8 protein-coding genes are annotated in these 15,122 nt (G+C 58.6%); all 8 read right to left on the bottom strand.

Annotation, left to right across the window (positions count from 1 at the left end):
• The 8 genes from C5523_RS13120 to C5523_RS13085 all read right to left on the bottom strand — a co-directional run bounded on the left by C5523_RS13120 (nt 1) and on the right by C5523_RS13085 (nt 15,120).
• Nucleotides 1–1,416, bottom strand: a complete 1,416-nt coding sequence (locus C5523_RS13120) for an ATP-binding protein (protein WP_079497390.1) — start codon at nt 1,414–1,416, stop codon at nt 1–3.
• A 107-nt stretch (nt 1,417–1,523) separates the two neighbouring features.
• Nucleotides 1,524–2,747 (bottom strand): hypothetical protein, encoded by a 1,224-nt coding sequence (locus C5523_RS13115; RefSeq protein ID WP_108701272.1) that lies wholly within the window; start codon nt 2,745–2,747, stop codon nt 1,524–1,526.
• 19 nt (nt 2,748–2,766) lie between these two features.
• Complete coding sequence (locus tag C5523_RS13110; RefSeq protein WP_108701271.1) at nt 2,767–4,509, bottom strand: hypothetical protein; 1,743 nt, start codon at nt 4,507–4,509, stop codon at nt 2,767–2,769.
• A gap of 62 nt (nt 4,510–4,571) precedes the next feature.
• Entirely contained in the window at nt 4,572–7,877 is a 3,306-nt protein-coding gene (locus C5523_RS13105) for a contractile injection system tape measure protein (RefSeq protein ID WP_108701270.1), read from the bottom strand.
• A complete protein-coding gene (locus C5523_RS13100) occupies nt 7,864–10,716 on the bottom strand; it encodes a hypothetical protein (RefSeq protein ID WP_108701269.1) in 2,853 nt (950 codons plus the stop codon). Before C5523_RS13100 ends, C5523_RS13105 begins: the two co-directional genes overlap by 14 nt.
• Nucleotides 10,716–14,399: a hypothetical protein gene (locus C5523_RS13095; protein ID WP_108701268.1), complete on the bottom strand. Its 3,684-nt coding sequence runs from the start codon at nt 14,397–14,399 to the stop codon at nt 10,716–10,718. Before C5523_RS13095 ends, C5523_RS13100 begins: the two co-directional genes overlap by 1 nt.
• Nucleotides 14,383–14,817: a GPW/gp25 family protein gene (locus tag C5523_RS13090; RefSeq protein ID WP_079497384.1), complete on the bottom strand. Its 435-nt coding sequence runs from the start codon at nt 14,815–14,817 to the stop codon at nt 14,383–14,385. Before C5523_RS13090 ends, C5523_RS13095 begins: the two co-directional genes overlap by 17 nt.
• Before the next feature lie 3 nt (nt 14,818–14,820).
• A complete protein-coding gene (locus tag C5523_RS13085) occupies nt 14,821–15,120 on the bottom strand; it encodes a PAAR domain-containing protein (RefSeq protein ID WP_079497383.1) in 300 nt (99 codons plus the stop codon).
• Nucleotides 15,121–15,122 lie beyond the last annotated feature (2 nt).

Raw genomic sequence — 15,122 nt, 5'->3', positions numbered from 1 at the left:
TTAGGGCTCTTGCGGCGGCGAAAACGGCGATGCGCCAGAAGACGAAAAACGCATCGTTTTGTTCTCTTTGTGAAACTCCTGACGAATACCGCCGATCAATTCATCGCGGTACACCACACGCTGGTCATGGCTGATGGCCTGTAGCGCGCACTGGCGCAAGACGTTGATGATTTGCCCCCCGGAGAGTTCAAAATCATCGGCAATTTGCACCAAATCAATGTCGTCGCCTAATTCACACACATCCTCAAACGCCTGCTGCCAGAGCAGTAAACGTTCATCGGGGCCGGGTAAGGTAAACTCGACCATGTTTTGGAAGCGGCGGGTAAAGGCCTCATCCATATTGGCTTTAAGGTTGGTGGCCAGAATCACCGTGCCGGGGAAATCTTCGATGCGCTGCAACAGATAACCTGTTAGCTGGTTGGCATGGCGGTCGTTTGAGGATTGCGTGGCGGTACGCTTGCCGAACAGGGCGTCTGCCTCATCAAAAAAGAGGATCCAGTCTTTATAGCTCGCGGCGTCAAAGACACGAGAGAGGTTTTTCTCCGTTTCGCCAATGTACTTTGAGACCACCATCGCCAAATCCACCCGGTAGACCTCGCGTTCACTCACCTTTGCCAGCAATGCGGCAGTGAGCGTTTTCCCGGTCCCTGGTGGGCCATAGAAGAGCGCGCGATAGCCCGGTTTCACTTTCCGATCCAGTTGCCAGTCTTGCATCAGGGTATCGCCGTAGGTAAGCCAGGCGCGAATCTCGTCGACTTTCGCCATCACACGATCATCTAACACCAGCTCATTCCACTGTAGCGGCGTCTCCAGAGGGTGAGCGGGAAAGTCCATGCTCATCTCCGGGCGCGGATGCTGGCCGGTGATGAGAAATGCCAGCCACGGTTCATTCAGGCGATAGACCCCGGCCCACGCGGGTAACGCCGGGTCGGCAGGCATCAGTGTCGTGACCTGCTCGGCCATAAAACGGTGTCGGGGCGAGAGAATATGCATGGTCTCAAGCCGCCAGGCCGGGTCGTTTCCCGCTAACAAAAAGTTAAGCGTCTGCCCGGTAGGCACAAACCCGCTGAACGCTTTATCCGTCACCCCGCCAAATTCACTGAACCCGCGATCGGTATGCTGATTAAGCCCAAACAGCCGGTCCAGCGCGTCGGGGCGAATAGCGGGTGCCAGTGTCAGCGCCAGCGCCAGCCGCTCGAAAACATTCAGCTCCCAGTGCAGCACTAAATCAGCGTAGACGCTGCTGTGCCGTTCAAGCGCCGGAGGGGCTATTTCCAGCCAGTGGTTTTCATGCCCTGGCTGGCGCAGATAACAGCGAATGACCTGTTCAATGACTTGTGCTAGCCAGCCCGTTTCACGATAAAGCGCAGCAATATTGTGCTCCGGGGCAATCACGCGATGCCTGGTTGACGTCATGTTCTCTATACCTCGTTAATCTGTCGTCTGGCCCGTTGACGCCGCGTCACGGCCGGGGCGCGATCCGAAGACCGGCCCGGCAGATAAACGCGACCCCTGCCGAATCGTTACGCGGCAAAGGCTGCCGCTTTTGCCGCCCCCAGTCCGGCATTTAACGAATTGAGTGACGCCGTGGCGCGGGCCAGCTCGGATTTTGCAGACTCCAGTTGGGTATTTGCCATATTGCTGGCCGCCAGGGCCGACTGATAACGTTCAACGGCGCGCTGATAACCGCGTTGAATCAGGGTATAGAGCGCGTTGTCCTGCTGGCTGCGAATGACAATGTTGAGTTGGGCGATATAGAAATCCGCCTGGCGGGTCAGATTGTTCAGTGTTTCGCTGGAGTCGCGATACTCCTGACGCGCGGTATCCATCGCCAGCCGGGCCTGGATAGCCTCCTGTTGCAGGCTCAGTACACGCTCGGACAGTTCTTCGTTCCTGCTCTGCGCTGAGACACTCTCCGTGTCATTTGAGGTGACACTGTCACCTGACGCATTATCCGCAGACACAGCGCTGGCGGACGCCTCAAGGGTGACAGGCCTGTTGAGCTGCCCCAGTTGCGCTTCATATTTCTGGGTCTTCTCATTTTGCTGGGACATCAGGTTTTGGTTCTCCCGCTGTGCTTTACCCAGCGCTTTGAGCACCTTCTCAACACTTTTGATAACCGCATTCACCCGTTTCTGCGCGAGGCTCTCCTGAACATCCGCAGAGGTTCCCGTCAACAGGGTCAGCCACTGCTGCGCCTGTCTGGCTTCCAGTGCCGACACGCTGCCTGCCTGGTCCACCGAGGCTGCGCTGGCACAGCTGCTTTGTAGCGCCGTCAGGGTTAATGCGACGGCGTTATTGGCATCGCTTGTGGCCTGGTTTAATACGGCGACCAGCGCATCGGGAATCACGTTGTTCGCCGCCTTCTGGCGATTAACAAATCCCGAGAGTTTCTCCACCACGTCTGCGGAAAAGATCAACTGTTCGATCAGTTCCGCCATGTGGTTGCTCGTCTCCCTGACGTTTCTCAGGCTCTTGTCCGTCTGCTGGCTGACCAGAATGGAGTAACGCTGCAGCGTCTCGACGTTAGCCACCAGGGTTTTAGCCTGATTCAGGTTCGCCAGCGCCGCGTCTTTTTTACTGTCGGCATCGGTCAACAGTGCAGCGAAATTGGCCTGTTTCGCCGTCAGAGACGTCACCACAGTCGTCAGTTGATTAACCCGAAATTGCGCTTTATTCACCTGACTTGTCAGCGCGTCAATCTCGGCATTCTTCTGTTCGGCAATGCCATTTTTCATGCTTTTCATCCTCTGCGCTCCTTATGGGTTAACTTTCGGTGGGGTGTTCGTTGTTATCGCCACTGGCGCTGGGGGCCGCGGCGGCGGCTTTCGCGACAACGGGTGCATCCTCACGACTGCCCGCCAGCGGAATCAGCGTTTCCGCCTTCGCGCCGAACGCCAATGTGCTACTCCAGGCATTCGCGTTGATGTTGATGGCTGACGGCACCGCCAGCACCACCGGCAGATATTCGATACCGGGGACCAACAGCGCGCCAAAGTTGTCGGTCATGTCGTCCGGGATAACCGCTTTCATGCTGCGCTCGAGTCCTCCCGCAACCAGTTGCGTACTGCTGCAATGCGCCACACGGTAATTGGCGCCCGGCACCTGTTCGGCAATCGCTTTATTGAAGTAAAAACCGATCGCCGCATCGCCACTTTGTGCATCGGTGTCCTCACTCGTCATAAAGCCTCCGGTCAACGGCTGCCCAGAGTGCAATAACATGACGCGAAACTCCTGTTGGGTGATGTCTTCACTCAACGGCGGTAGCGTGAACAGCACCGATTTTTTGTCCGGGCTAAAGGCAATGCCTTTTGCCTGGCCAAGCGGGGCCTGCAGGGTGACGGGGAGCGAAACACTGGAGAGGATGTTATTGAAAGAATTGATATATTTCTGATAAGGCAGGCTCAGCACGACATATACGCCTGCCACGTAACTGACGCCTGCGGCCAATGAATCACCGTCAATATCCGCGACCGCTGACCCTGATGCGCTCACCGGCAGCACTACCTGCCAGCCGTCATCTGCGGTCACCGGATGGAAATATTTCGTCTGCTCGGTATTAAACAGCGCCTCTATCTGCTCGAGTTTCACGCTCCCGGCGTTTTCCGCTTTCGCGATAAAGACATAATGTTCAGGATTCGCGGCAGGGATAGTGATGTCGCTTGCCAGGTGGATCCCCGCGCCTTCCGGCCAGGTGGTAAAAGGTTGCTGATACGGATCCAGACTCACGGCAATACCGTCAAATGTGCCGGTGACGCTGGCGATGAGATTGAAGTTAAGCGCCCGATTGCAGTCCTCCACCGCGCTGTTAATGGCGCGCATTTCGCGCCCGGTATCCTCCAGTGCCCCTTCGGCCAGCTTCTCAGCATTGCTGGCCGTTGCGAGCGTGGTTTGCCCGGCAACGACCTGCTGGGAAAGTGCGCTAAACTGAGCGTTGGCCGCCCCCTGCACCGTTTTCAGTGCCGCACGGGCCAGCGCGGATTGATTCACCAGATCGGTGGCAATCACTTCGGAGCTTGCCGCGGCGGCGTCCATTGCCAGCCGGGTGATGTACTCCGCATGATTGGCGGTCGTGCGGATAAAGCTATTGGCTTCGAGCGTCTTTCGGTAGATATCCGTGCCGTAACAGGCGGCTGCGGCAATGTTTAACGCACTGCCCAGTTCCGCCGCCAGCGTCGAAATCGCCTTCGCCGCTGCCTGAATGCCCGCCGCCGTGGCGGCGCTATTGGTGACGGTGGTCGCGGTGGCCTGTTGCACCAGCTTTGCCGATGCGTCCAGATTGGTCGCCAGGTTATCGCACTCCACCCCCTGCTCGCTTATCAAACGGCTGGCCAGCAGTTGTTGTTTCACCTCCGTCAGACCCTCATAGGCGTTGAGCTGTGCGCCCTGTGCATAGTACAAACTGTATTGCGCGCTGCAGTTCTGCGATTGCAGTTGTTGCTGCTGCGCGTACAGGCCCGCAAGGGTATTTCCAGCGGCGCTCTGCACGTTTTCCCGGTACGAGTTCATCGTTTCACCTTCCCCTTCGTTCGTTGATTAACGTTCCACGGCTTACCCCGTCACAGCGCCGCTCAAATCGGCCAGGTGACATAAATCGGTTTGCCCATCCACGGCAATCGCACAATGGTGTATGACAACGACGAACGACGGATGAGAATGTCGTAAGCGCGTCGCTCTACCACCAGATCCCAGTGCTCACTTTTTTCTGTCAGGGTGCCGCCCCTGACCAGCCAGTTACCCTGAAATCCCGCCACGGATGTTGTGCCAATAGCGGGCCAGTACTGCGCCACCGCCTGAATCAGGCTGTGGACGATCTCTGTCTCGTTGCTGTTGATCTCGATACCGCCTTCCAGCGGCTGTGCGAGTGGCAGCCCACACAACACTTTGTTCAGCATCAGGTGATGCTCTTCGCTGTGGGATTGCCCGCAAATGAGGTATTGCAGGTAGTGCGTAGCCGCCCGCTGTGCGCTGGCGTTGACAAACTGGTCGTGATGAATGAGTTTCAGGCGCTCAAATAGCGGCTTGATATAGCTTTGCAGCAGCACAATGCCCGCGTTATTGATAACCATCGGACCTGGCCTGCGTTGCGGTGATGAAACGCCCGGCACATCCAATGTTTCGCGGGCGATCGCGGTCTGTTCTTCTACCGCTAATGGTAGCGTCCGGCTTGCATATTCAAGGTGATATCGCAGGCTATGGCTGGCGGGCAGACCGGGCGCGCTGAGCGCATCGCGCAACTGCGCCACTGTGCAATCCCCGTGGCGTAATAGCCGCCAGCAGAGCTGGTTAATAAGCCAGGATACGTTGACCTCCCCGGCGCGGGTCAACCACCCTTCCAGTAAACCGGCCAGCAACAACGCCTGACGGACAGCCTGGCTGATAAAGGGCAACGGCAGCGCGGGAAGAAGCAGACAGAGTTCGCGCAGCACACTGGCACTGACAGGCGCACGTTGACCGGCAGAAGTAAAAATCTCACACAACTGCACCAGCGAGAGGTGGTTTTGCAACCGGTAGCGCACCGCCGGCTGGTCAAAGTATGGTGCAACCGCCCGTCGAAACCCCTTCAGGTCATGCCGTATTAACCCATGCAACCATGCGTCGACAGACATTGACGCCGTCATCACCCGTGCGGGCAGCACGCCGGAAATCAACCAGCGCGTTAGCGCATCCTGGTATTCGTCTGGCTCGTCGGGTTGCTCCGCCCGTTCCCGTTCGGGAGAAGACGCGGCATCCGGCACCGCCAGCGTATCCGCCACCTGGCGGCGCGGCAGGTGAACTTGTGTTGCGCCACGCAGGCGCTCGTCCACTGCCGGACGTTGAACCTCTGACGGCGCCAGCGGATAGAGTGCAGCGTCTAATTTCCCCTCGCTCCGATCGGTCCGGGCGTTTTGCTGCCAGCGGCGGACCATCTCCGGGAGCGTGGTCGCCGTCTGGCGAGCGAGGAGCGTCCACACGCGCGACAGCCACTGTCTGGACGTCAGGGCGCCACCCGCATGCCCGAACAGCGCCTGAAATAGCGTGATGACGAGGATGTTATCCGCCACCGTTACACCGGAATGTGTCAACCGTCCCTGTCGGTTCCAGCGGCGCAGCGTATCCAGCAGTGCCAGCGCCGGAGCGCTTAAGTCTGGTGACAGCAACCGCATCAGCCGATGCAGCGTAGAGAGCGTGGCTTCACCCTGCACGGTCAAAATGGCCAGCAGACGACGGGCCAGAACCTGCTCATCAACGCTGCCGGTACGCGACTGGCGTATCACCGCCAGCAGCGCACCGGGCGGTGAAGGCATCAGCAGCAATGCGCGTAGCGTAATCAACGCTGTCCGGGGAGTCACATCCTGGCTGGGGTGTCCACCCATGGTAAAACGCCCGTAACGCAGATAATCACGTAGCGGTTGCCAGCGATGACTGCCCGCATGGTGTCGCTTACGCTGCTGCTGAACCAGCTCGTGCAAAATGACCAGCAGTTCAAAATGGCCAGGATGCGGTTGAGGCACGGCGGCCTGCATCAGCATCGTCAACAACAGAACATAGTCCATGCCGGTACGGGCGCTGATAGCCATCAGGGTTTCCTGCACGAACTGACGGCGGCTGAAATGGCTACCGGAATTGACCAGTAACCACGCCAGCAACACCTCCCAGATAAGCCGTCGCGGCTGATGGCGCTGGCGCAACAGCGCCTGGGTGCGCGTAATGTGCGTCATAATAAAGCGGTGATCGCGCGGCTCCAGCACGGCGACCAGTTGCGCCAGTTGCGGTGTACTTAACCGCTGTAACAGGTAATCACGCACCTGCGACGCGCGCCCTTCCTCACGCAGGATGCCCGCCGTTCGCGTCCGGTCTTTCGCAGCAAGTTGCGCCAGCAGTTCCGCCAGATGGACCACATCACCATTATGCCGCCAGTTATCCGCGCGATGGTGCAACAGCCGCTGGAACTGAAACCACAGGTCATCGTCATTCGGCTGCGTTATCGCAGGCGTGGGCTCGCGGGTCTCTTCATGTTGTAAATCGGCCAGCACCTGCAAAAAGAGCGGTGCGACACGCCCGCTTATCTGCAAGCGTTCAACCGCCTGGGCCAGGCCTGCCACAAGCTGGCGGAAATCCAGTTGATAGTGCTGCGCCATTTGCCAGAGTGTGGCGCGGACAAACTGGCGGGTATTGAATAAGCTTCCACGCTCAACCAGCAGATGGGTCAGGATCCAGTACCATAGCTGTCCGCTAAACCCGCTGTCCTGGCGTAGTACGATGCGTTGTTGTTGCTGGCAGGCAATGACCCTGTCGGCATAGTGGCAGATAAACCCCGCATGCCACGGCTCAAGCCGCCTGATGGTCTGACGAATCTGTTTGTCGCTCCATTGCCAGGCCATACGCCGCCGCGCAACCTCCCTCTGTCCCACGTCGCGGATAAGCCGGGTGAAGGGCTGCGCATCCTCTTGTAACAGTTGCGCCACCAGTGGCAGCAACGAGAGACGCTCACTGCGCCACCAGGGCGACGTGCCGTGCAGTAAAAACCAGCGCAACGCGTCCAAATCGGTCATCTCACCCGCCACCGTGTGACCCGGCAATACCGATGCCGGAAGAAAACGCACCTCCTGGCGGTGAAACGCCCGACTTAGCGCCTCCTCCAGCGCGGCTTCAAACCGCTGCGCTAACGTCTCGTCCAGGGTATCAAGATCGATGGACCCCAAATCGAGCTCAAGCGACGCAATGCGCCAGCGCTCGGTGGCCGGGCAGTGGCGGTCGAAAAAGCGCGTCAGGATCGCGGGCATCACCTGCTGGCTCCACTGGCTGATTGCGTTTTGCAACGCGACGCCGCTTGTGGGGTGATCGAAGCGCGTCTGCCATTCACAGCGGGCGATCATATGCTCAGGCACCGTCATCTGACCTCCCGTTGTCCCCGGTATGCAGGGCATTGAGAAGCGCCGCCGTCGCCTGTGGCGCAAAAGCTGGAGGGGATTGTGTCACGTCCGGTAGACGCAGGTTGTACCACTGACACCAGGCGTTGATAAGCATCGTCATTTGCCCAAGATTGCACTGCCGAACGTCCAGAGCGATATGCCCCGGCCAGTGCAACTGCCGCAGCATATCCAGGCTCTGCAAAAAGGCAGGATCACGGGTTAGCATCACATAATCCGGCAGCACCAACGTGGCGGATAGTCCACTCATCGGCGCCTCGTCATCCGGCGGCATTGCAGACGGGTGTGTTTGCAGTAAACCCTGTTCAACCAGCACCATGCCCTGGCGTACGCCCCCCAGCCAGGCCAGTTGATCAACATACTGCTGCAGGTCATTGACCGTCAGTGACGCTGTATCCGGCAGTTGCAATACGCACCGGCTGCCGATGGATACCGCTAAACCCGCAGTGTTTTTTTCCAGCGACACATCACCGGTGATCGGGTCATCTCGTTCGGGTTGCCGGAACGGTGACGCGCTGCCTGCCGACAACCACTCAACAAACAGCGGCTGTTGTAATAAGCGCCCCAGAGTGGCGGCCAGCAGACGCAAATGTGCAGGCAGGCCCAACAAAATGGCGCATTTCAGTTCGAATGTGCTGAAATCGGCAAAGGTCTGCTCCGGCAAATGGCTCTGACGCTCCAGCCTGGCCAGATCCCATTGTCCGTCACGTTGACACACCCCGTCTTCATTGAGCACCCGTTCGATAATGCGAACATTGCCGTCTTCGCGCACAATCGCCTCTTTCAGGCGCAGCCGCCACTGGAGTATCGCCTGCAGGGTAAGAGGGACGTCATCGTTGCCTCTGGCCGGGAGGGTGGTTCTGGCGCACGCGGCGGTGATGGCTTGCGGGCTATCGAAACTTTTCAGATATAAGGCATCAATTAACGGCACTATCGGCGGCGGACAGGCCATCTTCCACTGGCGATACGCCTCATGTGAAAGGTGATAGCGCCCCGGCGGTGTTACGGGCGTGGCGCGCCAGCTATCGCCCGCCTGCGCCCGACGGGAAGAGAGCGCCTGTAAATTCAGCAGCCAGGTGCTTTTCACCACGATCCGGGTTTTCAGCTTACCGCCAGACCACTGCAGAGCATCGATAATGGCGTTGTACACGTCAGCCGGTTCACCGTGGCGCGCCAGAAGGTGGCTGAGCATCTCATCACGGCGCTGCTCCGCGTTTTCGGTACTCTCCATCGCCTGTACCAGGCCATAGTGATACGCATTAAAGGGATCGCGCTGAAAACGTTGCCACGCCAGTTGTGTTTGCAGGCGGGCATCGGAGGGGTCATCCGGCGCGATATACTGAAAACGCTCGCCGCCCAGCAGCAGCGCCTGGACATCGGGCACGTTATACAACGGCTGGCAAAACAGGGTCTGAATCGCAGGCTGGTCGGGAATACCACGCAGCGGATCTGGCCGGGTCAGTAAGCTTCCGACATCCTCTGGCCCGGTGACGGGCGTTCGGGTGAAGCCAAACGAAAACAGATTGCCCAGATTAGCCAGTTGTGCGAACTGGTTGGCCATCACCTGGTCGAAAAGCATCAGGTAACCTTTGAGCTGCCGCGCCTGCGCTACCCGGTAGTCCGGCGTATCGGCCTGCAATGAGTTCGGCCCAATGGCATAAATATTCGGAAAGGTATTCTGAACCGAGTAATAGGCCGCGATGTTGCGATAACGCCCACCCGGCAACGGGGGCGCGACATCAATTTTCGCATCAATGCTGCTGTTCTGGTGCCGGGCCTGCAGTTGGGCCAGCGCGTTCAGTGCCGCATGCTGCGCCGACGCCCCCGCAGTGGCCCCCTCTGTTTGCGCGGATGACGGCGTAAAACGCAGTCGTGCGACACAGCCTTCCTGTAGCGAAATGCTGTCGGCATCGTCGTTTTCCGTATCGCTAAACCGGCACCCCGCCACTCCCTGCACACCCTCAACGCCGCTGAGACAGACCACAATATCCATCAGGCGGATAACGCTGCGTTTTTGCGCCGCAACAGTGCCATCCGGGATCCAGCCGTTATGCATTGCCGGCCCGTTGAAAATAGCGCAGGCATCCAGCCCCTGCGCCCGCAGCTCCCCATAGCCGCAGCGCGGGGCCAATGGCGCCACATAGCCCGCCAGCGCCTGGTTGATTTGCGCATATACCTGCTGCGCATCGGCATCCGGCGCCATAAACAACGTGGCGGTAACATTAATGACCTGTGCTTTCAGTAGCGTCGGTGCCAGGAACCCTTCACCGAGATTACGCTGGCCGTTAAGCAACCTGTCGATACGCGCCAGCAGGCGCTTTACGGCGTCGTCTTGCGCCGGGAGCGCTTTGTCTGCGACATCTACCGCCACCTGATACCAGCCGGTCGACGCCTGCCCACGCAGCAGCGGCGTCAGGTAGACGTTATCGACCTCCGGCACGTTATCCAGCACCAGCCTCTGGTAATCCTCAACGGTTATGGGGCCAGTGGTCAGAATCTCTTCGGCAGCAAAGAATTGCTGCGCCCAGGCAATACGTTGATCGGGACCGGTGAGCACATCTTCAATGGGGAAGCTGTTCACATAGCCCAGTTCGGTCAGGGCATAGCAAAGCTGCTCAAGGATCGTCACACCCGGATCGCTGTCGTTGTAATTACTCCACGTCTGACCCGCCATCGCTTTGAGGTAGCGAATGCCTTCCTGTTTGAGAAAGGTGATGTTTTGATCCGCAGGCAGCGGGCCGGACTGAATGCTATTTTGCGTCACCTGCTGCGCCAGCGGGATAGCCGGTATCATCTCGCTCATCACCAGGCCTCCGATAAGGTATTTTGCGGCATCGACAACGTTGCGCTGGCGACGCGCGCGGGCCCGTCGTTATTCGCGCGGATAAACGTCAGTTGATGCGTCAAGGCCGACACCAGAACCCGGCGCGCGTCGGACGGGACCAGCAGGCCGTCTGTGGCTGGTTTTTCCTCGCCGTTGTCGGCATCTGACTTGCACAGTTGCAGGCGCTGTACGGCGGTCACCCCGTCGAAGCTGGCTAAAAAGCTCAATACCGCGGCATGGCTGACCCCAAGCGACATGGCGTATTGCACCTGCGCCGCGTCTATCCACGGTGAAAGAAACAGCGTGATCCCCTGGTTCAGGGCATGCAGCAAATCGTTGGCATTGACCCATGCACCAATCACCAGGGTGGCTATCACCTGTACGGGTTCGTACTGCAAATTACAGACCGACACCTGCGCCATCGCCGATAAGCGTCGGGAGAGGTATTGCTGGATCAGTTGCAAACCATCCGGCGACACAGCCGGGCGGAGCGCACCGATAGCGCCAGCGTTGTCATACCGTGGGATCACACCGACGCACAGATCGCCAGGCCGGGTCGTTGGCAACATCCGGGTATAAAACGCGTTGGGATACACCTCACGCGTCAGGGTCAGGCTATCCCACTGGCTGCTCAGCCGATCTTTTGTCCTGAGCCGCTGGCTAACGCGTTGGCGAAACATAACAGGGTCTTCCGCCGGGCTGCCGCCGATAGAATCAAACGGCTGAATGACCCCGGCAATGGCGGGCTGAGTGATAAGCGGCGCGACAATACTGCCTGCCGGTAATTTTGGTTGCTCGCCAGGTGACAACGTCACGTTAAGCTGGCGTTGTACCCGCGCCGCCAGCGTATTGCAGTACACCACTTGCACCCGCTGCGCGACATTTTGCGTCATCAGCAGCCAGCCACACGGCTGCCCTGGCGTCACGGTCGCGCTTAACACCGCAGAGTCCAGCGCCATATCCTGTGGCAGGTCAAGCACCATAATGCCGGAACGGCGTAGCCCCCCCGTCTCATCACTCACTACGCTGAGAGGTTGCCAGCCGTGAATACTCCAGTAAAAGAGTTGGATCTCAGCCGTCGCACCATCCGGGTCGGCCTCCTGCGTCAGTTCAATAAACAGACTCAGACGGCACGGAACCACCACCTGTGCGAGAGAGAAAAAGAGTGAACCTGCAGCCTGATTAACGCCCTGGAAAAGCGCCAGCCCGGCAGTGTTAGCCGCATCTGGCTGTAATGCCATCGTCGCCAGCGAGATCTGTGCAGCCTCTTCCCCGGCAGCCTTACGAAAATAGCAGTAGTCCGTTAAGGTCCCCTGATGAATAAGCGTGAATGCGTTGTTTGCAGCCAGCGGCCGGGTGAAATCGAGATATTGGCTCGCCTGATAATTGACCAGCGCCCGATTGGCTTTTGGCACCCAGGGCAGGTTTGGCATCGGCGTGGTGTCGCTTTTGCCAAACAGCGACATCAGCGCTTTGGCATTCTCCAGGCTGATATCCGCCACCAGTTGCGGGTAGAGGTTAAAACCAAACCCCGGCCCTGGCGCAATCAGGGTCATCCGCATACCCGGCCCGGTCGATGCGCTCTCCATATTCCAGGCCAGGGCCGTCGGGAAGCGGAATGTCCAGGTGCTGGAAGGCGCATTGAGGCAGGTTTTACCCGTCTCCTGTTGGGCAAACAGTCCGCCCGGAAGCTGCGGTTCTGGCGGAGAAAACGTGTGTGGCGTGCTGTGTAGCCGCTGCCAGATCCGTTGCCACCATGAACGGCGCGCAGCCGATTCTGGCGGGGGCGGCGCGTCATCAGAAGGCGGCACAATCGTTAGCATCGCCGGTAATATCTGCCAGCCCATGGCGCTGTTCGCCTGCCAGGTCACGCGAAACGCGCTGTTACTCCAGGTTTTCGCCTCTTCGTCGTCTTCATCCGCCCAGTGGTTCCAGGTGGCGTAATAGCGGGCAAAGTCCGGCGGCTGGTTATCCCAGAACAGTTGCAGACTCAGCGTGGTGAGGGGCTTGCCGAACAACTCCGGCGCGTTGAGGTAGCAGTGATGCCCCACCTCCGGGATAGGGCCAAACACAGGCATGACTTTGTCAGCCACCAGCGGCCCGTTGTCGTTACTGAGGCTTAACGCCTCGCTCTGTGTCACGTTGACCGCTATGGTCAGGCTGAGCAGCCGCGGCGGCTGGCGCAAATCGACCTTCGCAGGCATGGTAATCCGGCACCAGGGAGCGGTCATATCAAAGGGCGCGGGGGGCACGGCAGTAAAGGCCGAAACCGGTGGAAAGGCGCTGTTCAGGTTCACTGTCAGCATCAGTTGTTGCGGTTTATCGCCCCGCTGCCACACGCCACAGGCTGTGGCATCCAGCCACTGTTGTGCGCCGCTTAAGGCAATTGCCGCACCCTGCCAGACGTTGGGATCGACCGTCTGCGCGAAGGTAAAGGTCAGCGACACTTCGCGTGCACCGCCCGCCAGCCATAACATCGGGCTGGCAAAAGCAAACCCCTGGGTTTGTGTCTGTGGCGCGCGGTTCCCAAACCAGTCGCTGGCAAGGACCGTATTATCAGCGCCCCGACGGACCTGATTCGACGGAGCCAGCGTGTTCACATACTGCTGCCAGTCGCCATTGTCATCCTCTGCGTAGCGGCAACTGATTACCGGTCCGGGGCGGGCGGTGTTGATCTCTATCGGCTGTTGACTTGCAAAGATAATCGGCTGTTTTTGCGGGTCCTGGCCTGCCAGAAATGGCGTACCGGCAGGCAGTATCACCGGGGATATCCCCTCAACCGGCGTCAGATAGATCACCGTATGATCCGGTTGCGCCATGCGTTGTTGCTGGTGCAAAAGCTGCTGATAGTAAAAGTCGAGATGACGGCCGCTAAAGGTGTTCAGGCCCGTCCGGGAAAATTCCAGCAGACGGTTAAAGGCAATGATCAACGCCGTATCGGGGAAACCGTTCTGCTCTTCGCTTAATGCATCGAAAGCCTTGTTGGCATGGGTTATCACCTGAACGAAGAACGAAAAGACCTGCTGATAGAGTCTTTCAAGCGTACTCATGACCTCTTGCGGCGAACGTGGATAGGAAAACTGCGCGCCGCGAAATTGCCACGCATCGCCAAACGCACTGAGATCCAGGCCCGGCAAGGTGCAATCAGGCCAGGCTTGCGCCAGCCAAATCTGCATATCCACCCGCCGCCACAGGCACGGCGAGAGGGTCGCGTTGACCTCCTCGCTAACGAATTTCTGCAACGGAAAGGTCACGGCGCTCTGCGGCAAATAGTGATGCCAGGTATTGATCTGCCCGAACATGCTGTCCAGAAGAGAAAACAGGTGCGCAACCGCCTGTTTATCTTCGGTATTCGGGGTGGCGGCGGCAGGCAGCGCCTGAAACTGTTTTAGCCGTTCCTGCAATTGGTTAAAACGAAAATGCAGGGGTTGATACGGCGTTTTACCGATCACTGCCAGCAGAATCGCGGGCTCTTTTAACACCAGCGCGCGCCAGTTTCCCGCCGCCTGGTTGTGCTCATCGTAAAAGACAATCAGATCCGCGATAGCGGCGACAAATGCCAGACGATCGCGCATATCACGGCCATCAATGGCAATGCTCTCGGGATCCAGTCGCCGGTTGATGTCGCCCGCCAGGGCATCGATGTCAACGTTGATGCGCACCCTGCTGCTCCACGGTCAGATTAGTCCCTTCCAGCAGAGAGAACGGGAAGACATGGTTATGCCGCGAGTTGGTTTGCCTTATCAGATAACCAATATGGATCACCACCATGGCAGGCTCTGGCGTAAAAGAGACATCAATGGATTCAACGGTGATGCGCGGCTCGTCATTAAGCAGCGTGAGGCGCACGGACTGGATGATTTCGTCTTTAAGGGTCGCATCCGGCTGACGGAACAAAAAACTGCGTAACTCACTGCCGAAATAGGGCAGCAGGCAGCGTTCGCCGCGCGCGGTACGCAGCACCAAATCAATCGACTGATTGATATTATCCTGCGCGCTGTTCATCGACACTTGCCGGATGGCCCCTGAAAATGCGGGGGGAAATTGCCAGCCGCGACCAAGAAAATCACTCTCACTCATCCCCTAGCCTCCGATAATGACCGTAAATTCACCCATCACAATTGAGCCCCCGTGCGCGGTCTGATCCCCGACTCTGGCCGCCGGTAAACCGCCAATGAAAACCGTTGCAGACCCTTTTATAATGGTGTCCGGCGGCCCGACGCAGACCAGCATGTCGCCGAGTCGGGCGGCAGGAAGTTTGCCAATCAGCACTGTCGGACACCCCACCTGAATAATGGGGCCGCCCACATGGGGAATCGGCGGAAGCCCTGGCGTCACCATCGGACACTGATGAAAATCGGTCAGTCTTGCGGCTGGCGGCATCG

It is taken from the genome of Phytobacter sp. SCO41, from assembly GCF_003073275.1.
Lineage (GTDB): Bacteria > Pseudomonadota > Gammaproteobacteria > Enterobacterales > Enterobacteriaceae > Phytobacter > Phytobacter diazotrophicus.
The sequence above is the reverse complement of the archived record's forward strand: the minus strand, read 5'-3'. Positions and strand labels throughout refer to the sequence as shown.